A 20,472-nucleotide genomic window follows, 5' to 3' on the forward strand; every position below is an offset into this window, starting at 1 on the left:
TCAGGGCGCGATCAGGCTCCCCAGCCGGGCGGCCTGGATCTCCCACCGCCATTCGCGCTCGACCCACGCGCGGCCCCTGTCGCCCATCGCGCGGGCGCGGGACGGGTCGGTCAGCAAGGCCGCGAGGGCGTCGGCGATCCGGGCGACGGAGCGGCCCGGGACGACCAGGCCCGTCTCGCCGTCCAGGACGGCGTCGGGCGCGCCGCCGGAGTCGCCCGCGATGACGGGCAGCCCCGTCGCCGACGCCTCCAGGTAGACGATGCCGAGGCCCTCCACGTCGAGGCCGCGGCGCCGGGTCCGGCACGGCATCGCGAAGACGTCGCCCGCGTCGTAGTGGGCGGGCAGTTCCTCCCAGCTCACGCCGCCGGTGAAGACCACGGACCCCCGCACCCCGAGGGACGAGGCCAGGCGCTCCAGGTCGGCCCGGTAGGGGCCGCCGCCGACGAGGAGGAGTGCGGCGTCCGGCTGCCGCCGCAGGACGCGCGGCCACGCGTGGATCAGCGCGTCCTGCCCCTTGCGCGGGACGAGGCGGGAGACGCAGACCGCCACCGGGCGGTCCCCCAGCCCGTGCCGGGCGCGGACCTCGGCGCCGCCGCCGTCCCGGTGGAAGGCCTTCTCGTCGACGCCGGGCGCGAGCCGGGACATCCGCGCGGCGGCGGACGGGCTCAGCGCCCGCGCCATCCGGGAGCGGGTGTACTCGCCCAGGTAGGTCAGGACGTCCACGTCGTCGCCGATGCGGCGGAGCAGCCGCCGCGCCACCGGCAGCGCCGCCCATCCCGCCTCGTGCCCGTGGGTGAGGGCGACGAGGCGGTGCGCGCCGCGCCGCGCCAGCGCCGGGGCCAGCAGGCCGAGCGGCGCCGCCGCGCCGAACACCACCGAGTCGCAGCCCTCCGCGCGCAGCACGTCGGCGGCGCGGCGCAGCACGCCCGGCTCCGGCAGCATCAGCGTGCCCGGATGCCGGACGACCGGGAACGGCTGCCGCGCGTCGAACTCGGCGGCGCCCTTCCACGCGGGCGCGTACACGACCACCGAGCCCGGCGGGCGGCGGGCCGCGAGGCCGTGCACGAACGCCTGGATGCCGCCCGGGCGGGGCGGGAAGTCATTGGTGACGAACAGCGTCTTGGTCATCGTCCGGCCAGGATACGGAGGGTGCGGAACGCCCCGTCGCCGGAACGGCGGGGGCCCGCCACCGCGGGTGCGGTGGCGGGCCCCTGTGCGCGCGGTGCGCCGCGTGCGGTGCGCCGTGTGGCGTCAGTGGCTGATCTCCTGCGACGCGCGGTCGCCCTCGATCTCCTCGTGTCCGCCGTGCGCGTGCTCCTCGACGGGGATGTCGTCGTAGGTCCACGCGCGGTTGAGGCGGGCGCGCAGGTGGCCGATCGGGCCCTTCGCGCCGGGCGCCGGGATGCCGCGGGCGTCCCGGTCCGGCGGCTGGAGCCGCGCGTTCTCCTTGGACAGGATGACGTGCTTCTCCTCGTCGCGGGCCGCCTCGTGCCGCTCGGCGAACTTGCCCTCCGGCGACATCGTGATCACGCCGCTCTCCACGCCGTGCCCGATGACGTCGGCGTCCTTGCGCTGCAGGCCGAGGCAGATCCGCTTCGTGACGATGAAGGCGATGATCGGCCCGAGGAAGAACGTCACCCGGAAGAACCACGTCGTGGCGAACAGCGAGATGTGGAACTTCTCGGCGAGGACGTCGTTCGCGCCGGCCAGCCACAGCAGCCCGTAGAAGGTGACGGCGGCGATGCCCGTCGCGGTGCGGACCGGGGCGTTGCGCGGCCGGGTGTTGACGTGGTGGTGGCGCTTGTCGCCGGTCACCCACGCCTCGACCCACGGCCAGGCCGCCGCGCCGCCGAACACGATGCCGAGCGGCAGCGCCGCCGGGATCAGCACGCTCAGGCTGAGCGTGTGCCCGAGGAAGTTGTACTCCCAGCCCGGCATGATGCGCAGCGAGCCCTCCAGGACGCCCATGTACCAGTCGGGCTGGGACGCCGAGGAGATCGCCCCGGGGTCGTACGGGCCGAACAGCCAGATCGGGTTGACCTGGGCGAACGCCCCGAGCAGCGCCAGCACACCGAAGGTGAACAGGAAGTAGGCGCCCGTCTTGGCCATGAACACCGGGTAGAACGGGTAGCCGTACACCTGCTTCTCGGACTGGTTCTTGACCGGCATCGCGGTGTGCTTCTGCACCCACATGATCATCATGTGCGCGGTGACCATGCCGAGCAGCAGCGCCGGGATCAGCAGGATGTGCACCATGTAGAGGCGCGGCACGATGTCCTGGCCGGGGAACTCACCGCCGAACAGGAACATGTAGAGGTACGTCCCGACGATCGGGATGCCCTCCGCGACGCCCTGGGTGATGCGCAGGCCGGTGCCGGACAGCAGGTCGTCCGGCAGGGAGTAGCCGGCGAGGCCCTCCAGCATGCCGAGCGTGAACATGCCGATGCCGATGAGCCAGTTCAGCTCGCGCGGCTTGCGGTAGGCGCCGGTGAAGAACACCCGCAGCATGTGCGCCAGGATCGACGCCATGAACAGCAGCGCCGCCCAGTGGTGGATCTGCCGCATCAGCAGTCCGCCGCGGACGTCGAAGCTGATGTGCAGCGTCGAGGCGTACGCCTCCGACATCTTCACGCCGTTCAGCGGGTGGTAGGAGCCGTCGTAGACGACCTCGACCATGCTGGGCTTGAACCAGAGCGTCAGGAACACTCCGGTCAGCAGCAGGATGATGAAGGAGTACAGGGCGATCTCGCCCAGCATGAAGGACCAGTGGTCCGGGAAGACCTTCTTCAGGTTCCGCTTGAGGAAGGTCGTGGAGCCGAGACGGTCGTCGAGGAACGTCAGCGGAGCCTCGACCGCCTTCGGAGCTGTCGCCTCGCTCATCCACGCTCCCAGAAGCTCGGGCCGACCGGTTCGTGGTAGTCGCTCGTCGCGACGATGTACCCGTCCTCGACGGCCAGCGGCAGCTGCGGCAGCGGCCGGGCGGCCGGGCCGAAGATGACCTTCGCCGCGTCGGTGGCGTCGAAGGTCGACTGGTGGCACGGGCACAGGATGTGGTGCGTGGTCTGCTCGTACAGGGCCGCCGGGCAGCCGACGTGCGTGCAGACCTTGGAGTAGGCCACCACACCGTTGATGTGCCAGTTCTCGCGCCCCTTGGCGGGCTTGAACTCGTCCGCGGGGACGTTGATGAGGATCGTGACGGCCTTCGCGACCTGGGTGAGCACCTGGTTCTCGGGGAGGTGCTCCTCCATGCCCTCGGGCAGCACGGTGATCATCGCGCCCGGGGTGGCGAAGTCGCTGACCCGCAGCGGCTTGTTGGTGCCGTCCACGACCAGGCGGACGCCCCGCTTGCCCTCGGCCTGGGCGCGCTTGACCGCCTCGCCCCAGAAGGTGTGGCGGAGCTTCTTCTCCGGCAGCGGGCCGAGGTCGCGCAGCAGCACCAGCGGCGCCAGGCCGAGCGGCGCGGCGGCCAGCAGCAGGGTGCGGCGCAGCAGCGGGCGCTTGGTGATCCCGCTGTCCTCCGCCCCCTCCATGAACTCCCGGTTGAAGGTCTCCCGGGTCTGCTCGTCGGCGGCGAGCTCGTGCCGCTCCTGGACGATCGGCTTGCTGGTCATCAGCCGGCGCACCCAGATGGTGACGCCGATCGCCATCGACAGGAAGGCCAGCGCCATCGTGCCGCCGAGCCAGAAGTTGACCTCGCGGGCGTCCCAGATGCCGTGCATCCCGCCGTCGCGGCCGCTCCAGCCGATGAAGTAGGCGATGAACGTCACGCTGGCCAGGAACGCGAGCAGGAAGAACGCCGCCACGATCCGCTCGGCGCGCTTGGCCGACTGCTCGTCGAGCTGGTCCCCCACGCCCGCGGGCGCCGAGATGTCGTCCTCGGCGAGGAGTGCCTTCTCCCTCGCCGGGGACGGCGTGCCGATCACGCGTTCGCGCCGGCCGCCGTCCTCGCGCGGGCCCGTCGAGCCCGCGGTGTCCTTGTTGTCGTCGCTCATGACTTCTTCAGCTTCTTCGGCTTCTTCGCGGTGATCCACGCGGCCGCCATCACCAGCAGGCCGACGCCGACCAGCCAGGCGACCAGGCCCTCGCTCACCGGGCCGATGCGGCCGAGGCCGTTACCGCCCGGGTTGGGCTCCTCGCGCGTCTGGACGAGGAAGGCGATGATCGCCTGCTTGTCCTGCGGGGTGAGCGTGGTGTCGTTGAAGACCGGCATCGCCTGCGGGCCGGTCAGCATCGCTTCGTACATCTGGGTGGGCGTGACGTCGCTGGTCGACAGCTTGGGCGCGTACTTGCCGCCCGTCAGGGCGCCGCCCTGCCCGGTGAAGCTGTGGCACTGCGCGCAGTTGGTGCGGAACAGCTTCCCGCCGAGCGCGACGTCGCCCTTCGCCGGGTCCACGGCCGACGCCGGCGGGACCTCGGGGCCACCGCCGAGCGAGGCGATGTAGGCCCGCAGGTCGGCCAGGTTCTTCTCGGCCTGGGCCTTCTGCTTCTCGGCCGCCTCCCGCTTGTCCTTCTCCTCGTAGTCGGTCTTGATCGAGGTGTCGAAGGTGGGGATCGGCTTCTTGCGCGGTACCTGCGCGCCGGGGTTCATCGCGGGCATGCGGCCCGTGCTGACCTGGAAGTCGACGGAGGCGGCGCCCACCCCGATGAGGCTCGGGGCGATCGGGTTGCCCTTGGCGTCCTTGGTGCCCTCGGCGTTCAGCCCGTGGCAGCTCGCGCAGTTCTTGTTGAACAGCTGCTGCCCGTGCCGAAGGTCCTGCGCGGCCTGCGCGGTGCTCTGCGCCTCGGCGCGGTCGGTCTGCGGCGAGAAGCCGGCGTAGACCACGCCGATCGCCGCCAGGGCCGCCAGCACGACGGCGTAGCCCGCCCACGGGCGCCGTCGCCATGCGGTGATCCTATTCACGAAAATCCCCGTTCGGGTCATGTCGTCGGGATGGGGTCAGAGGTCGAGCAGGTAAACGACCGAGAACAGGCCGATCCACACCACGTCGACGAAGTGCCAGTAGTAGGACACGACGATCGCGCTCGTCGCCTGCTCGTGCGTCCACCGCTTGGCGGCGTAGGTGCGTCCGAGCAGGAACAGGAACGCCACGAGGCCGCCGATCACGTGCAGGCCGTGGAAGCCGGTGGCCAGGTAGAACACCGAGCCGTAGGCGGAGGACGCGAAGGTCAGCCCGTCGTGGACGACGAGGTTGTAGTACTCGTAGCCCTGGCCCGCGACGAAGTACGCGCCCATGAGGAAGGAGAGGACGTACCACTCGCGCAGGCCCCAGCGCGCCGGGTTCAGCAGGCTGCCGTCACGCCCGACCTTGCCCGCCTCGGCCTTGAACACGCCCATCTGGCACGTCACCGAGGACAGCACCAGGATGGTGGTGTTGGCCGCCGACAGCGGCAGGTCGAGTGGGGCGCCCGGCCATGCGCTCTCCCCATGCTGGCCGATCGTCACGGAGCGGATCGTGAAGAACATCGCGAACAGCGCCGCGAAGAACATCAGCTCGGACGACAGCCAAACGATCGTCCCCACGCTGACCATATTGGGACGGTTCGCCCGTGCGTGAGGTGTTGTCTCTATCGCGGATGCTGTCACGGGCAGCATTATTGCGCCCCCATCCGGTGAGTGACGCATGACCCCCCATCTAGGGTTCCCCGAGCGTGTTGCGGGGGTTCGCGACCCGGTACCCTCACGTGCATGAGCACCGCCCCGGAGACCACGATGAAGGTCCTCGTCTACAGCGACGACGCGAACACCCGCGCCCAGATCCGGATGGCGATCGGGCGCCGCCCCGCCGCCGACCTGCCCAGGGTCGAGTTCGTGGAGATCGCCACCCAGCCCGCCGTCGTGGCCCGGCTGGACGAGGGCGACATCGGCGTCGCGATCGTCGACGGCGAGGCGCAGCCCGCAGGCGGGCTCGGCGTGTGCCGGCAGGCCAAGGACGAGGTGTACGACTGCCCGCCGGTCCTCGCCCTCATCGCCCGCCGCGACGACGGGTGGCTCGCCACCTGGTCGCGCGCCGACGCCGTGGCGAGCCTGCCGATCGACCCGATGGCGCTCGCGGACGCGCTGGCCGGCCTGATGCGCCACCGCCTCGAGAACCGCCTCACCACTCTCTAGGACCGGACTTCTCCAGGACCGGACTCCCCGGCAGGACCTCACGCCGCGGGGCCTCACCGTCCCGCGGCGCACCGCAGCACACCGACCCGCGACGACCCGGTAGGGGACATGGACGCGCGCACCAGCTGGCCCGCACTGCTCAACGCCCTGCTCTCGGGCGACTCGCTGTCCAGCGAGGAGACCTCCTGGGCCATGAACAGCCTCATGGCCGGGGAGGCCACCGACGTGCAGATCGCGGGCTTCGCGGTCGCGCTGCGCGCCAAGGGCGAAACGGTCGAGGAGGTCACCGGGCTCGCCGAGGGCATGATGGACAACGCCACCCGCATCGAGGTGCCGGGGCCCATCGCCGACCTCGTCGGGACGGGCGGCGACCGCGCCCACACGGTCAACATCTCCACGATGGCCGCCATCGTGGCCGCCGCGTCCGGCGTCCGGGTCGTCAAGCACGGCAACCGCGCGGCCTCGTCCTCGTGCGGCGCCGCCGACCTGCTGGAGCACCTCGGCGTCGCCATCGACCTGCCGCCGGAGGCCACCGCACGGGTCGCCGCGGAGCTCGGCATCACGTTCTGCTTCGCGCCGCTCTACCACCCGGCGCTGAAGTACGCGTCCCGGACGCGCAGCGAGCTCGGCACGCCGACGGTGTTCAACTTCCTCGGCCCGCTGACGAACCCGGCGCGCCCGTCCGCGCAGGCGGTCGGGGTGTTCCACCCGCGGATGGCGGGCGTCATCGCCGGGGTGTTCGCCGCGCGCGGCTGCTCGTCGCTGGTGTTCCGCGGCGACGACGGGCTGGACGAGCTGACCACGACCGGCACCTCCACGGTGTGGGTGGTCCGCGAGGGGACGGCGACCGAGACGGTGTTCGACCCGTCCGACCTCGGCATCCCGCCCGCGCGCCCGGAGGACCTGCGCGGCGCCGACGCGGCGTTCAACGGCCGGGTGGCGCGCGAGACGTTCGCCGGCGCGCGGGGGCCCGTCCGCGACATGGTGCTGCTGAACGCCGCCGCGCTCATCACCGCCTACGAGGGCGCCCCGCCCGCGGGCGAGCTCACCGCGGCCCTCCGCGACTCCTTCGAGCGCGCCGCGGCCGCCGTCGACTCCGGCGCGGCGAGCACCCTGCTCGACCGCTGGGTCGACACCTCCCAGGCCCTGCGCGGCTGACGCTCACACCACGTTCCGGGCGCCGCTCGACACGCGCTGCGCGATGTAGATCGGGACGACCGACAGCACGATCAGGGCCGCGGCGAGGACGTTGACGACCGGGGCCTGGTTGGGCCGGAACAGGTTGTTGAAGATCCAGATCGGCAGCGTCGTGGCGCCCGGCCCGGCGGTGAACGTGGTCACGATGATCTCGTCGAAGGACAGCGCGAACGACAGCAGGCCGCCGGCGAGGAACGCCGAGCGCAGCGCCGGGAGCGTCACGTGGCGGAACGTCTGGAAGGTGTCGGCGCCGAGGTCGGCGGACGCCTCCTCCAGGCTCGTCCCGGTGCGGCGGAGCCGGGCGAGCACGTTGTTGTAGATGGTGACGACGCAGAACGTGGCGTGGCCGACGATGACGGTGAACAGGCCGAGCCCGATCCCGAGCGGCTTCAGCACGACCTGGAAGGCGTTGCTGAGCGCGATGCCGGTGACGATGCCGGGCAGCGCGATCGGCAGGATGACGACGAGCGACACGGCCTCGCGTCCGAAGAACCTGTACCGCGACACGGCGAACGCGGCCATCGTCCCGAGGACGAGCGCGATCGCCGTCGCGCCGAGCCCCGCCTTGAGGCTGGTGAGGACGGCCTGCCGGGCGCCCTCGTTGTCGAGCGCCCGCGACCACCAGCGGCCGGTGAAGCCGGGCGGCGGCCAGCCGAACGTCGTGTCGGCGTTGACGGAGTTGACCAGCACGACGAGCAGCGGCACGTAGATGACGGCGAGGCCGAGCGCCATGACGGCGCGCAGCGCGATCCGCGCGGCGGGCGAGAAGGTCATCACAGCTCCCTGAGCGCTCCGGTGCGGTGCGCGGCGGCGAGGTAGCCGAGCATCACCACCACCGGGATCGTGGCGACGGCCGCGGCGAACGGCAGGTTGTTGGCGGCGCCGATGTTGTCGTAGACGACGTTGCCGAGCAGCTGCTGCGAGCCGCCGACGATCTTGACGGTGAGGTAGTCGCCGAGCGACAGCGAGAACGTGAAGATCGACCCGGCCACCAGCGACGGGAACACCAGCGGCAGCAGCACGGCGCGGAACGTGCGCAGCGGCCGGGCGCCGAGGTCGCCGGAGGCGTCCAGCAGCGAGTCCGGGAGCCGCTCCAGGCCGGTGTAGACGGGCAGGATCATGTACGGCAGCCACAGGTAGGCCAGGACGAGCACGGTCGCGGTGAGGCCGTAGCCGGGGCTGCCGAGCCCGACCGGCTTCAGCACCTCGTCGAGCAGGCCGCCCTGCTGCAGCATCACCCGCCACGCGTACGCCTTCACGAGGTAGGCGGCCCACAGCGGCGCGAGGATCGCGATCATCAGGTACGGCCGGTACCGGGGCCGCGCGACCTTGGCCATGTACAGCGCCATGGGGAAGCCGATGGCGGTGTCGATGAGGGTGACGGCGGCGGCGACGCCGAGGCTGCGCAGCGCGACCGTCCGGTAGACGGGCTCGTCCAGCAGCGTCGCGAAGTTGGCCAGGGTGAACCGGCGGACGACCTCGCCGGTGAAGACGTCGGTCGTCCAGAACGCGGTGAGGAAGATGGCGGCGAGGGCGCCGAGGTAGACGGCGACCAGCCAGGCGAGCGGCGCCGACAGCAGCAGCGACAGCCGCAGCCGGGGGCGGCGGTGCAGCAGGGCCGCCGCCCGGCGCCGGGGTCCCGGCGCCGGGCGGGCGTCCGCGCCGCCGGTCGCGGCGGGGGCGGTCATCCCTTGATCGCGGTCCACGCCTGGGTCCACTTGGAGTAGTCGACGCACTTCACGTTCGTGCGCCCGTCGAGGCACTGCGCGATCGGCGTCGTCCAGAAGTGCACCTTGGAGAAGTAGCTCTCGTCGGTGGCGTGGAAGGTGTCGCAGAACTTCTTGTCGGAGGTCTCCCCGCACGCCTTGGCGTTGGCCGGCGCCTCACCGAACCACTCGGCGACCTGCGCGTTCGCCTTCGGCGACACGATCCAGTCCAGCCACTTGTAGGCGCAGTTCGGGTGCTTGGCCTTGGCGGCGACCATCCACGTGTCGGACCAGCCGGTCGCCCCCTCCTTGGGCAGCGCGACCTTCACCGGCGCCTTCTCCGCCTCGGCGAGGTTGGCGATGACCTGCCACGTCGTCCCGAGGACGGAGTCGCCGCTCTTGAACGCCTGGACCTCCTTGGTGTAGTCGGACCAGTACTCGCCGACGAGCCCGCGCTGCGTCTTCAGCAGGGCGACGGCGGCGTCGAACTGCTTCTGGTCGAGCGCGTACGGGTTCTTGATGCCGAGTTCCGGCTTGGCCGACATCAGGTAGAGGGCGGCGTCGGCGATGTAGATCGGCGAGTCGTAGGCGGTGATCTTCCCCTTGTACGGGGAGTTCGCGTCGAACACCGCGCCCCACGAGTCGGGCGCGGGCTTCACCGTGTCGGTGCGCCACATCAGCAGGTTGGCGCCGCGGCCGTGCGGGATGCCGTAGGAGACGCCGTTCACCGAGTTCCACGGCTGCATCTTCAGCCCGGCGAAGACGTCGGCGTAGTTCGGGACGAGCCCCGTGTTGACGGGCGCGACCGTCCCGGAGGCGATGAGCCGCAGCGAGGCGTCGCCGGACGCCGAGACCGCGTCGTACTCGCCGGTCTTCATCAGCGTGACCATCTCGTCGGACGTCCCGGCGACCTTGGTGTTGACCTTGCAGCCGGTCTGCTTCTCGAACGGGGTGACCCAGTCGACCTTCGGGTCGTTGGAGCCGTCCTCGGCGTACCCGGCCCAGGCGACCAGGTTGACCGCGCCCTCGCCCGCGCCCAGCGACTGCTGCATCGGGATCTTCGGGACGGGGAAGCCGCCCTGCCCGCCGGACGCCGTGCCGCCCGAGCCGTCGTCGCCGCACGCGGCGGCCGTCAGTCCGATCGCCAGCGTCGCCGCGGCGGCGAGCGCCATGCGCGTGGACCACATGGGGAACTCCTTATTTTCGGGGGTTGGGGGTGAATCAGGAGGCGGACGCCGGCTCCGGGTCGGTGCCCGTGCCGCTGCCCGAGACGTGGAACTCGTGCGCTTCGTGCCAGCCGATCCGGACGCGGGCGCCGCGGCGGCCCAGCACGTCCAGGGAGGAGGTCCGCAGGTTCTGCTGGAGCGCCACGACCCGGTCCCCCGACTCCAGGTCGATGACGAAGCGGGTCACCGCGCCCGCGTAGACGACCTCCGCGATCGTGCCGGCGGCGTGCCGGTCCCCCGGGCCCGGCTCCTCCGCGCCGGGCCCGCCGCCCTCGACCGCGACGTGGATCTTCTCCGGCCGGACGCAGACGCCGCCGATCCGGTTGGAGGTCCCCACGAAGCCCGCGACGAACTCCGTCGCGGGGCGCTCGTACACCTCGGCGGGCGTGCCGACCTGCTCGACCCGGCCCGCGTTGAGGACGGCGACCCGGTCGCTCAGGGTCAGCGCCTCCTCCTGGTCGTGGGTGACGAACACGAACGTGATGCCGGCCCGCCGCTGCAGGCTCTTCAGCTCGACCTGCATCTCCTCGCGCAGCTTCAGGTCGAGCGCGCCGAGCGGCTCGTCCAGCAGCAGCACCCGCGGCTCGTTGACCAGCGCGCGGGCGAGCGCCACCCGCTGGCGCTGGCCGCCCGACAGCTCGCCGGGGCGGCGCGCCTCCATCCCGTCGAGCCGGACGCCGTGCAGCGCCTCCAGCGCCCGCTCACGCCGCTCCGCGCGCGGCACCCGCCGCACCTTGAGCCCGTACTCGACGTTGCGGAGCACGTCCATGTGCGGGAAGAGCGCGTAGTCCTGGAAGACGGTGTTGACGTCGCGGTCGAAGGGCGGAAGCCCGGTCACGTCCCTGCCGCCGAGCTCGACCGTGCCGGACGTCGGGCGCTCGAAGCCCGCGATGAGCCGCAGCACGGTCGTCTTCCCGGACCCGGACGGGCCGAGCATCGAGAAGAACTCGCCGTCCCCGATGTCGAGGTCGACGCCCGCCACCGCCTCGACGGAACCGAAGGCCTTGCGCAGATCGCGGATCCTCACCGCTGTCACCGGCATGACCGAAAACATATGGATTCATAGGTTTCAGTTCAAGTGATGTTCCGGTATCACTGTGAGCGACACCGGGAGGGGGCCCATGAACAGCGCGCATCTCGTCGTGTTCGCGCCCGTGGACAACACCGCGCGGGTGCACGCGGTGGTGCGGCGGCTCAGCGACGCGATCGCGCTCGGCCTCCTCGGCGACGGCGAGCAGCTGCCGAGCGAGACCGACCTCGCGGCGCATCTCGGTGTATCCACGGTCACACTACGCGAAGCACTGATGGCCTTGCGTCAGCAAGGGCTCATCGAGACCCGGCGCGGACGGGGCGGCGGCAGCTTCGTCCGGGCCCCCGCCAGGCCGTTCGACCTCGACGAGCGGCTCCGTTCGCTCAGCGCGGAAGAGCTCCGCGACCTCGGCGACCACTACGCCGCCATCGCCGGCGCCGCCGCGCGCCTCGCCGCGCTGCGCTCGCTGCCCGGCGACGTCCGGCGGCTGCGCCGCTCGCTGGCCGAGATGTCCGACGGCGACGCCGACATGTGCCGGCTGGACGGCCGGCTCCACCTGGAGGTCGCCGCCGCCTCCCAGTCCGGCCGGCTCACCCGCGAGGAGATCCGGCTGCAGGCCGAGATCGGGCCGCTGGTCTGGGCCGTGCACGACCTGCCGGACCGGCGCGGCCGGGTCGACGCCGAGCACGCCGGGATCGTCGACGCCATCGAGGCCGCGGACGACGCCCGAGCCCGCGATGTAGCTGAAAGTCACGTCCTGAATGCGGTAGAACGTCTCATTGAACGACGGCTCGCACTCTGAGGGGGTCCCATGCCCGCCGAGCCACCGGCCGTCGGCGCGGCGGCGGCGCACGTCCGCGCGACCCTGGACGGCGTGTTCACGACCGTGGCCCGGGTCCGCGAGGCCGCGGCCCGGTGCCTGGCGGACGTCCACCGCACCGGCCGGTCCCCCGTCAGCGCCGACCTCGCCGCCCTGCGCCCGCTGCTGTTCGCGCGCCTCGGCCCGCTGGTCTGCGGCCTCGGGTTCATCGCCGCGCCGCAGCTGCTCGCCGACGCCGCCTGGTACATGGAGTGGTGGCAGACCGGCCCGGCCGGGCGCCCGTCCCAGCTGCTCCGCGACCTGGATCCCGAGCGCAGCGCCCTCTACGACTACACCCGCTGGGAGTGGTTCACCGGGCCGGAGAGCGGCGCCGAGCGGACGGTCTGCGGCCCCTACGTCGACTACCTGTGCAGCGACGAGTACGTCCTGACGTTATCGGCGCCCGTGCACGTCGCCGGGGCCTTCGCCGGCGTCGCCGCCGCGGACGTGTTCGCCCGGACGTTCGAGAACGAGGTCGTCCCCGCGCTGCGCGAGATCCCGGCGCCCGCGTTCGTCGTCAACGCCCCCGGCCGCGTCATGGCGTCCAACACCGCGAGCTGGCCGCCGGGCGCCGTCTACCGCGAGAGCCCCGGCTACGCGGCGCGCCCGTGCGGGGACCTCTCCCTCTCCGTGGTCACCGCGGGCTGAGCCTGTTCGAGGGGACGCCCCACGCCCCCGGAGAAGCCTTCAGTCGGCGTCGGGGAGGCCGAGGGCGAACGCCTGCTCCAGGTCGTGCTGGGAGTAGGTGCGGAAGGCTATGTGCGTCTCGGTGCCGACGATGCCGGGGACCTTGTTGATCCGGCCCGGGATGACGTCGTTCAGCTCCTCGTGCCGGCGCACCCGGACCATGGCCATCAGGTCGTGGTCGCCCGTGACCGAGTAGACCTCGCTGACGCCGTCCAGCGCGGCGATCGTCTCGGCCACCTCGTGGATGCGCGCGACGTCGGCCTTGACGAACACGATCGCAGTGACCACTTCACCCTCCCCATCGGATTCGGACCCTCCGACCCTATCGGCAGGGTCATCCCCGGCTGAGCGCGGCCAAGCGCCCCGCCGTGCCGGCGCGCCGGGCGAGGAGGGCGAACACCACCCCGGCCGCGAACCCGTAGATGTGCGCCGTGTAGGCCACGTTGCTCTTCTCGTCGCCGAGCGAGAGCCACTGCAGGACGAACCAGTACCCGAGCACCACCCACACCGGCAGCCGCACCACGATGACCGGCGGCACCCAGCTGACGATCCGCCCGCGCGGGTTCAGGATCACGTAGGCGCCCATCACCCCGGCGATGGCCCCGGACGCGCCGATCAGCGGGACGGTCGAGTCGGGCGACGTCCAGGCGAACCCGTAGACGGCGACGAGCCCGAACAGCAGGTAGCTGAGCAGGTAGCGCCAGCGTCCGAGCCGGTCCTCGACGCCCATGCCGACGACGAACAGCGCCACCAGGTTGCCGAGCAGGTGCAGCGCGCCGGAGTGCAGGAACATCGAGGTGAACGCCGACGTCCAGGGCGCCTTCTCGAAGGACGCGGGCCCGCACTGGCGCACGATGCCGCCCGGGATCGGCTGCTGGTCGCCGGTCGTCAGCTCCTTCGGCACCGCGCCGTACTCGTAGGTGAAGTGCGCCGCCCTGCACTCGCGGACCCCGTCCTCGCCGTACCAGGCGGCGAAGTTCGACATGGGGGTCAGCAGGAAGACCACGACGTTGACCGCCACCAGCAGGTAGGTCACCCACGGGACGCGCCGGGCCGGCTGGCTGTCGTAGAGGGGCAGGGCCACATCGTCACCTTAGTGGTCGGCCGGCCCTCGGATGGGACGGCTCGTGCCGCTCGTAGCCCTTGTCGATCCATTCGCGCAGCCCCTCGGCGCCGTGCGCCGGGCACGTCCACGGGCCGTCGACCTCGACCAGCCGGACGCCGGGCAGGTCGAGCCAGCGCAGCACGCACTCCATCTCCTCGGCGGTGGCGCCCGCCGACGGCGGCGCGCCGAGCGCGACCCCGCCGGGCGCCTCGCCGGCCGGCGGGAACACCGTCTCGGCGGTGGCGATGAGCGCGTCCACGTACGGGCGGGGCCGCGCGTTCGCCGGGACCGTCCCGGCGGCGGCGAGCCGCCCGTACCGCACGACCGACAGCTCCCAGCCGCCGTCGAACGCGGGCCGCGCCGCGACCAGCTGCGGGAGCCGGGCCAGCGCGGCGAGCCGCTGCCCGCGCGCGGCGGCGCGGACGAACGCGGCGATCCGGTCGCGCTGCGCGGCGGCCTCCTCGTAGCGCAGCTCGGACGCGAGCCGGTCGATGCGCACCTGCGCGGCGGCGACGACCGGGCGCACGTCGCCCTCCAGCACCGAGCGCGCGGTGTCGGCGTGCACGGCGTAGGCGTCGGGGGACTCGCGGCCGTCGCAGGGCGCCCCGCAGCGCCCGATCTCGGCGAGCGCGCAGGCGCGGGCCGTGCCGCGCTCGATGATGCGGAGCGTCAGCCGCTGCGTGCACTGGCGCAGCGGGACGGCCTCGTGCAGCGCCGCCCGCGCCTCCTCGGCCTGCCGCCGCGAGGAGATCGGGCCGAGGTAGCGGGCGCCGTCGGCGCGGCACTCCCGGACGATCGACAGCCGCGGGAACGGCTCGGCGGTCAGCTTCAGCCAGATCGCCCGCTCGGGGAACTTCGACCGGCGGTTGTAGCGCGGCTTGTGCTCGGCGATCAGCCGCAGCTCGCGGACCTCGGCCTCCAGCCCGGTGGCGCACACGATCGTCCGGACGTTCTCGGCGAGCCCGACCATCTCGCGGACCCGCCAGCGCGTCTCCGAGCCGGTGAAGTAGCTGCGCACCCGCGAGCGCAGGTCGCCGCTCTTGCCGACGTAGAGCACCTCGCCGGCGCGGTCCTCGAAGAGGTAGACGCCGGGCGTGCTCGGCACGTCGTCGGCGAGGTGCCGCTTGCGGCGCTGCTCGGGGGTGGGCGCCTTGGCGAAGCCGCGCATCTCCTCCAGCGAGGTGACGCCGAAGGAGCCGAGCCGCTCGATGAGGCCGTGCAGGACCTCCACGGTGGCGCGGGCGTCGGCGAGGGCGCGGTGCGTCGGCTCGCTGGAGGTGCGGAAGAAGCGGGCGAGCGTGCCGAGCTTGCAGTTGGGCACCTCGTCCCTGGACAGGACGCGGCGCGCCAGGTCGACGGTGTCGACGACGGGGAAGGCCGGCCACGCGTAGCCGTTCGCGGCGCAGGCGCTCTTCAGGAAGCCGATGTCGAACGGCGCGTTGTGCGCGACGAGCACGCAGCCGCGCGCGAACTCCAGGAACGCGGGCAGCACCGACTCGATGCGCGGCGCGGCCGTCACCATCGCGGTGGTGATGCCGGTCAGCGCGGTGATGAACGGCGGGACGGGCCCGCCCGGGTCGACCAGGGTGCCGAGCTCGCCGAGCTCCTCTCCCCCGCGCACCTTCACCGCGCCGATCTCGGTGATGGCCGAGTCGGCGGCCGATCCGCCCGTCGTCTCCAGGTCGACCACCACGAAGGTGACCTCGGCGAGCGGGGTGCCGAGGTCGTCCAGCGTGCCCTGGATCCCCGCGCCCTGCGCACCCTGCGGACTCGTCATGTCCGCGACCGTAGAGGACCCCACCGACAGAAGCCTGGGCCGCTAGGGTTGGGGGGCGCCGGCGCGTCCCGCCGGGCCGGGGGGCCGCGGGGACGTTCGGGGGAGCCCGGCGCGATCCGACATTGCGCACGTCCGCCCTGGTCGAACGCCGATTAAGACCCGGGGCGGTAGGGAAGACACAGCCCACCGGCGTACCCCGGAAGGAGCGGGATCATCGACAGCGGCCCCGAAGCGACCCCCGGCTGCGCGGAGTCCGAAGAGAAGGCGCTTCCTCCCGAGGGGACGACCTCCGAGCCCCCCCGGGAAGAGAACCTCAGCCGGCCCCTCCCCGAACCCGTCCGGCAGTCCGTGGTCGAGGCCGCCGCGGAGCTGATCGGGTCGCTGCCCCCCGACGAGGTCCCCGCGCCGCTGCGCCGGTTCGCGCGGTTCGAGCGCCGCAAGCGCGCCAAGCTCGCCGGCCAGCACATCGCCGCGGTCCTGGAGAAGGACCCCGGCTTCCGCGAGCGGGTCGCCGGGCCGCTGCGCGAGGCGGAGGCCGACCTGGTGGAGGCCGTCGAGGAGGGGCGGGTGCCGCCCGCCGCCGACCCGGTGCGGGTCGCGGTGCTGGCCTACCTGCTGCGCCCCGCGGGCTGGACGGAGCTGGTGGAGTCGGCCCGCGCCGAGCTGGAGCGCTCCGCGACCGCGTCGGAGGAGGAGGCCGCCGAGCGCCGCGTCGCCGCGCTGAAGGAGGAGCTGGCCGCCGCCCGCGGCGCGCGCTCCGCCGAGCTGGACAAGCTGCGCGCCGAGCTGCGCGAGACCAAGGCCGAGGTGGCCGAGCTGCGCCGCAAGCTGCACGACGCCCGCACCCGCTTCCGGGCGGCGGAGGAGCGCTCGAACGCGGTCGCGGCCGACAGCGAGCGGGAGCTCGCCGCCGCGCGCGAGTCGACCGCCGCGTCCGAGAAGGAGCTGCGCCGGCTGCGCGCCCGCGCCGCGCAGGCGGAGGCCGCCGCGGAGGTCGCCAAGCGCGCCGCGCGGGAGGGCCGCAACGTCGACGACGTCCGGCTGCGGATGCTGCTCGACACGCTCGTGGACGCGGCGCAGGGCGTCCGCCGCGAGCTGGCGCTGCCCTCCACGATCGGCCGCCCCGCCGACCTGGTCGGCGGGCAGGCGCACCGCGCGATGCCGGGCCGGGCGCTGTCGGACGGCGACCCGCAGCTGCTCGACCGGCTGCTCACGCTGCCGCAGGTGCACCTGGTGGTGGACGGCTACAACGTCACGAAGACAGGGTACGGCGAGCTGCCGCTCTCCGACCAGCGCGCCCGGCTGGTGTCCGGGCTCGGCGGGCTGGCCGCGCAGACCCGCGCCGAGGTGACGTGCGTGTTCGACGGCGCCGAGCTGGACGCGCCGGTGGCGATCGCGGCGCCGCGCGGCGTCCGGGTGAAGTTCAGCGCGCCGGGCCAGACCGCGGACGAGCTGATCGGCGAGCTGGTGCGGGCCGAGCCGCCCGGCCGTCCCGTCGTGGTGGTGTCGTCGGACCGGGAGGTCGCCGACGCGGCCCGCCGCGCGCAGGCCCGCCCGTGCCCGTCCACCCTGCTGCTGCGGCGGCTGGGCCGGTCATAAGGAAGCCATAAGGCTCCGATAAGGGACGCGTCGCTCCCCGTGATCAGAATGTCACGAAAAAGAGACAATGATCGCCGATGTCAATCAAAGAGTGACGAATCGGTTGTGACGGTTGTTGCCCGTCGCTAGTGTCGTCGGCTGACGTCGTGGACGAGAGGGGCGAGACCGACCGTGGCCAAAGATCTCATCGGGGCACCAGCACAGGGGCGCGACCGGAGAGGCGGCCTGGCGAGCAGAGCCGTCTCCCGACGCCTGGCGGCCGTCGCCGCCCTGAGCCTGACGGCCTCCCTGGCGTCTCCCCCGATGGCGGCGCACGCAGACCCCAAGCCGACCAGGGCCCAGGTCCAGAAGAAGCTCGACAAGCTCGCCGAGCAGATGGACCACATGGTCGAGCAGTACAACCAGCTCGAAGAGAAGCTCAAGGTCGCGAAGAAGAAGTTCGACAACGCGGCGAAGGCCGCGAAGCAGGAGCAGACGGCCTTCGAGCAGCAGCGCTCCAAGATCGCCCAGATGGCGGCCGCCGCCTACAAGAACGGCGATTCCGCCGACGTGACCGGCTTCGTGGGCAGCAATGACCCGCAGGCGATCCTCGACCAGGCGGCGGTCTTCTCCCATCTGTCGCACGAGCGCAGCTCCCAGCTCACCCAGTTCCTCGCGACCGCGCAGCGCCTGCGCCGCGAGGAGGCACAGGCGAAGACCGCCCTCGAAGAGGTGAAGGGCAAGACCACGGAGCTGAAGGACAAGCAGAAGAAGCTCGACAAGGAGGTCGACAAGCAGAAGAAGCTGCTGCGCAGCCTCGGCGGCGGCAGCACCGGCGGCTCGGCCGGCCGGGGCGGGACCTACAACGGCCCGGCCAGCGGCCCCGCACGCGTCGCACTCAACTTCGCCTACGCCCAGATCGGGGATCCCTACCACTACGGCTCCGAGGGGCCGGACCAGTGGGACTGCTCCGGCCTGACGATGAAGGCGTGGGCCGCGGCGGGCGTCGGCATCACCCGCACGACGAACTCGCAGTACGCCGCCACCAAGCGAGTGGCCAAGAGCGACCTCCAGCCGGGCGACCTCGTGTTCTTCAGCGGTCTCGGTCACGTCGGCCTGTACGTGGGCGGCGGCAAGATGGTCCACGCTCCGCGCACCGGCAAGACCGTCGAGGTCGTGAGCATCACCTCGGGCTACTACCTGAACAACTACTACGGCGCCGGGCGTCCCTGACGCCCCGCCGACGTGCCCCGCAGGGGGGCGCGCCGCGGCTCTCATCGGCAACGGACCAGGGTTGACCTGGTCCGTTGTTGATTTTGTGGGGGTTTGCCTTCTGTTGGGGCTTTGGTACCTTGTCACCACCCCGGCGCCCTCCAGACGCCGCGGCCCCGCGGCACCCACCAGGCGCCTCGGTCCCACGCGGCGCATCCAGCCGCCGCGTACCGGCGGCGCGAGCCACGCGCCGCTCCCCCCTGGGCGGCACGCTCCACGCGCCGCCCCGCGGCACCAGGCGGTGCCGCAGCGGTCCGCACGAGGACCGCGGCCGGCCCGGCCACCGTGCGCACGCCCGCAGCGTGCATGGCGCTGAGAGCGCGTCCACGGCGGACCTCCCGGGTCGGGCTCCGGACGCGCCCGGCGACGGGCCGCGTCCGCCGACAACATCAGGCGCCGCTCGTTCGCACGCGGGAGACAGGTCCCGCGCCGGGCCCCATCTCGCCCCCAGGATCGCAGCGGCAGCGCCGAATCCGCCTCAGCGCGGAACCGGGGACCCACACCGCCGGAGTCCGGGACACGTCTCGGACGGGCATTCCGGCACCCGGGGTGAATCGGTGCGTCTCTTCCGGCCCCGTTCCGGCAGAGCCCGCCGTAGGGCCACTTCCTCGCCCGAACCCGTCAGCTAACCCGGTAGGCGTCTGGAAGAGCGAAGGAGTGAGTTCCGCAGCGTTCCGGGGCGTGGCCGCCCATCGTGCGGCCGCGCCCGGAACACCCCTGCCCTCCGCGGACGCGACCGTCCGCCGGAGACCCCATCCGAACCGGCGTGCCCGCACGCGGCACGCCACCGCCGAGTCCGCGGACGGCCGCGCGCACGCGCGCTCCGGACGCGGAGCCGGGGACCCACCGTGTCCTTTTTCGGGGTGAATCGGCCTGCCCATGGGCGGCCGTAGGGCGGCTTCCACGCCCGAACCCGTCAGCTAACCCGGTAGGCGGCATGGAAGTCGAGGAGAGATCCCCCCGTGCCAGGCGCGCATCGCAAGAAGGTCCCGGGCAAGCACCGCAAGCCGGGCTCCCTGTCCATCACCTGGCGGACGACCGGCGGCGTCATCGTCGGCGCCGCCGTTCTCGGGACCGCCGCGGCCACCGCGCAGGCGTCCGTCCTGCCGTTCGGGCCCGCCCCGGCGACGGCCACGGCGGCCGGCGTCACCACCGCCGGGAAGCCGGGCAAGGAGCCGTCCAAGAACGCGTCGAAGGGTTCGTCCAAGGGCTCGTCCAAGGACGGCTCGGGCGGCGCGTCCAAGGCGGCGCCCAAGAAGGCCGAGCCCCGCAAGGCCGCTCCGGCCGAGACCGGGGCGTCGCGGCCGACCGCCGCGGAGGCCATCAAGATCGCCAAGTCCCAGGTGGGCGTCACCGAGGACGGCGGCGGCGAGACCAAGTTCCAGAAGTGGTACATGAGCACCGCCCGCGCCCAGGAGACGGTCGCCCGCGACGGCGGCTCCATCGGCGGCTACAGCGACGCGCAGTGGTGCGACATGTTCGTCTCCTGGGTCGGCGAGCAGATCGGCTTCACCGACCAGGTCGGCAGCGACGCCTGGACGGTCGCGCACGCCCGGTGGTTCCAGGAGCACGGCCGCTGGGGCACCGAGCCGAGGCCGGGCGCCATCGTCTTCTACGCCTGGGACGGCAGCAAGGACGTCTCGGACATCAGGCACGTCGGCATGGTGGTCGAGAAGATCGACGACGGCACCATCGAGGCCGTCGAGGGCAACACCGGCAACGCCGTCAAGATCAAGAAGCGCTCCACCGACGACATCGTCGGCTACGGATACCCCGACTACAGGTCGTGATGGCGCCTCCGGCGGCGCGGGCTGCATAGGATCGCGCGCATGGAGGACGATCCGGAGCGCGGCGGCCCCGTGACGCGGCCCGTGGCGCTCGTCCTGGGCGCGGGCGGCGCCGCCGCGCGGGTCGCGGGCGGCGCCT

The 20,472-nt window shown here is 72.6% G+C and carries 19 protein-coding genes and 2 riboswitches; of the genes, 7 read left to right on the plus strand and 12 right to left on the minus strand.

Annotated features, from left to right (window positions below):
* The 5 genes from ABFX46_RS27625 to ctaE all read right to left on the minus strand — a co-directional run bounded on the left by ABFX46_RS27625 (position 1) and on the right by ctaE (position 5,623).
* Entirely contained in the window at positions 1-1,128 is a 1,128-nt protein-coding gene (locus ABFX46_RS27625; RefSeq protein WP_346046515.1) for a glycosyltransferase family 4 protein, read from the minus strand.
* Positions 1,129-1,251: 123 nt separating this feature from the next.
* Entirely contained in the window at positions 1,252-2,880 is a 1,629-nt protein-coding gene (qcrB, locus tag ABFX46_RS27630) for a cytochrome bc1 complex cytochrome b subunit (protein ID WP_346046517.1), read from the minus strand.
* The gene (gene qcrA, locus ABFX46_RS27635; protein ID WP_346046519.1) at positions 2,877-3,992 is read right to left on the minus strand and encodes a cytochrome bc1 complex Rieske iron-sulfur subunit; all 1,116 of its coding nucleotides are present in this window, start codon (positions 3,990-3,992) and stop codon (positions 2,877-2,879) included. The genes qcrB and qcrA overlap by 4 nt, the downstream gene beginning before the upstream one ends.
* Complete coding sequence (qcrC, locus tag ABFX46_RS27640; RefSeq protein WP_346046521.1) at positions 3,989-4,900, minus strand: cytochrome bc1 complex diheme cytochrome c subunit; 912 nt, start codon at positions 4,898-4,900, stop codon at positions 3,989-3,991. The genes qcrA and qcrC overlap by 4 nt, the downstream gene beginning before the upstream one ends.
* Positions 4,901-4,936: 36 nt before the next feature.
* Positions 4,937-5,623: an aa3-type cytochrome oxidase subunit III gene (ctaE, locus tag ABFX46_RS27645; RefSeq protein ID WP_428831317.1), complete on the minus strand. Its 687-nt coding sequence runs from the start codon at positions 5,621-5,623 to the stop codon at positions 4,937-4,939.
* Positions 5,624-5,686: 63 nt separating this feature from the next.
* Here ctaE and ABFX46_RS27650 point away from each other — a divergent pair, with 63 nt between their 5' ends.
* Both ABFX46_RS27650 and trpD read left to right on the plus strand, forming a co-directional pair.
* A complete protein-coding gene (locus ABFX46_RS27650; RefSeq protein WP_346046523.1) occupies positions 5,687-6,109 on the plus strand; it encodes a hypothetical protein in 423 nt (140 codons plus the stop codon).
* A 108-nt stretch (positions 6,110-6,217) separates the two neighbouring features.
* The gene (gene trpD / locus ABFX46_RS27655) at positions 6,218-7,267 is read left to right on the plus strand and encodes an anthranilate phosphoribosyltransferase (RefSeq protein WP_346046524.1); all 1,050 of its coding nucleotides are present in this window, start codon (positions 6,218-6,220) and stop codon (positions 7,265-7,267) included.
* A 3-nt stretch (positions 7,268-7,270) separates the two neighbouring features.
* Here trpD and ABFX46_RS27660 read toward each other — a convergent pair whose 3' ends face one another.
* Genes ABFX46_RS27660 through ABFX46_RS27675 form a run of 4 tightly spaced genes read right to left on the minus strand, consistent with a single transcriptional unit; the run spans position 7,271 to position 11,280 of the window.
* Positions 7,271-8,080: an ABC transporter permease gene (locus ABFX46_RS27660; RefSeq protein ID WP_346046525.1), complete on the minus strand. Its 810-nt coding sequence runs from the start codon at positions 8,078-8,080 to the stop codon at positions 7,271-7,273.
* Complete coding sequence (locus tag ABFX46_RS27665) at positions 8,080-9,012, minus strand: ABC transporter permease (protein WP_346046526.1); 933 nt, start codon at positions 9,010-9,012, stop codon at positions 8,080-8,082. The genes ABFX46_RS27660 and ABFX46_RS27665 overlap by 1 nt, the downstream gene beginning before the upstream one ends.
* Positions 8,991-10,199 carry an ABC transporter substrate-binding protein gene (locus ABFX46_RS27670; protein ID WP_346046528.1) on the minus strand — a complete coding sequence of 403 codons (1,209 nt, stop codon included), beginning with the start codon at positions 10,197-10,199 and terminating at the stop codon, positions 8,991-8,993. The genes ABFX46_RS27665 and ABFX46_RS27670 overlap by 22 nt, the downstream gene beginning before the upstream one ends.
* A 34-nt stretch (positions 10,200-10,233) precedes the next feature.
* Positions 10,234-11,280 (minus strand): ABC transporter ATP-binding protein, encoded by a 1,047-nt coding sequence (locus tag ABFX46_RS27675; protein WP_346046529.1) that lies wholly within the window; start codon positions 11,278-11,280, stop codon positions 10,234-10,236.
* Between the two features lie 79 nt (positions 11,281-11,359).
* On the opposite strand from ABFX46_RS27675, the gene ABFX46_RS27680 reads away from it, so the two are divergent.
* Both ABFX46_RS27680 and ABFX46_RS27685 read left to right on the plus strand, forming a co-directional pair.
* Positions 11,360-12,070, plus strand: coding sequence for a FadR/GntR family transcriptional regulator (locus tag ABFX46_RS27680; RefSeq protein WP_346046531.1), 711 nt, complete (start codon positions 11,360-11,362; stop codon positions 12,068-12,070).
* Between the two features lie 9 nt (positions 12,071-12,079).
* Entirely contained in the window at positions 12,080-12,775 is a 696-nt protein-coding gene (locus ABFX46_RS27685; protein ID WP_346046533.1) for a PDC sensor domain-containing protein, read from the plus strand.
* 39 nt (positions 12,776-12,814) lie between these two features.
* On the opposite strand, the gene ABFX46_RS27690 is transcribed toward ABFX46_RS27685, so the two are convergent.
* Genes ABFX46_RS27690 through ABFX46_RS27700 form a run of 3 tightly spaced genes read right to left on the minus strand, consistent with a single transcriptional unit; the run spans position 12,815 to position 15,696 of the window.
* The gene (locus ABFX46_RS27690; RefSeq protein ID WP_346046534.1) at positions 12,815-13,102 is read right to left on the minus strand and encodes an Lrp/AsnC family transcriptional regulator; all 288 of its coding nucleotides are present in this window, start codon (positions 13,100-13,102) and stop codon (positions 12,815-12,817) included.
* A gap of 46 nt (positions 13,103-13,148) precedes the next feature.
* Positions 13,149-13,898: a rhomboid family intramembrane serine protease gene (locus tag ABFX46_RS27695; RefSeq protein ID WP_346046535.1), complete on the minus strand. Its 750-nt coding sequence runs from the start codon at positions 13,896-13,898 to the stop codon at positions 13,149-13,151.
* 4 nt (positions 13,899-13,902) lie between these two features.
* Positions 13,903-15,696 carry a DEDD exonuclease domain-containing protein gene (locus ABFX46_RS27700; protein WP_346046537.1) on the minus strand — a complete coding sequence of 598 codons (1,794 nt, stop codon included), beginning with the start codon at positions 15,694-15,696 and terminating at the stop codon, positions 13,903-13,905.
* Between the two features lie 348 nt (positions 15,697-16,044).
* Between ABFX46_RS27700 and ABFX46_RS27705 the strand changes: the two genes are divergently transcribed.
* The 3 genes from ABFX46_RS27705 (at position 16,045) to ABFX46_RS27715 (ending at position 20,336) form a co-directional block, all read left to right on the plus strand.
* Positions 16,045-17,295: an NYN domain-containing protein gene (locus tag ABFX46_RS27705; protein WP_346046539.1), complete on the plus strand. Its 1,251-nt coding sequence runs from the start codon at positions 16,045-16,047 to the stop codon at positions 17,293-17,295.
* A 303-nt stretch (positions 17,296-17,598) separates the two neighbouring features.
* Entirely contained in the window at positions 17,599-18,507 is a 909-nt protein-coding gene (locus ABFX46_RS27710) for a C40 family peptidase (RefSeq protein ID WP_346046540.1), read from the plus strand.
* A gap of 494 nt (positions 18,508-19,001) precedes the next feature.
* Positions 19,002-19,201, plus strand: a riboswitch (cyclic di-AMP (ydaO/yuaA leader).
* A 150-nt stretch (positions 19,202-19,351) separates the two neighbouring features.
* Positions 19,352-19,497, plus strand: a riboswitch (cyclic di-AMP (ydaO/yuaA leader).
* Between the two features lie 11 nt (positions 19,498-19,508).
* Positions 19,509-20,336: a CHAP domain-containing protein gene (locus ABFX46_RS27715; protein WP_346046542.1), complete on the plus strand. Its 828-nt coding sequence runs from the start codon at positions 19,509-19,511 to the stop codon at positions 20,334-20,336.
* Positions 20,337-20,472: the final 136 nt, after the last annotated feature.

Source organism: Actinomadura chokoriensis (assembly GCF_039529475.1).
GTDB lineage: Bacteria > Actinomycetota > Actinomycetes > Streptosporangiales > Streptosporangiaceae > Spirillospora > Spirillospora bangladeshensis.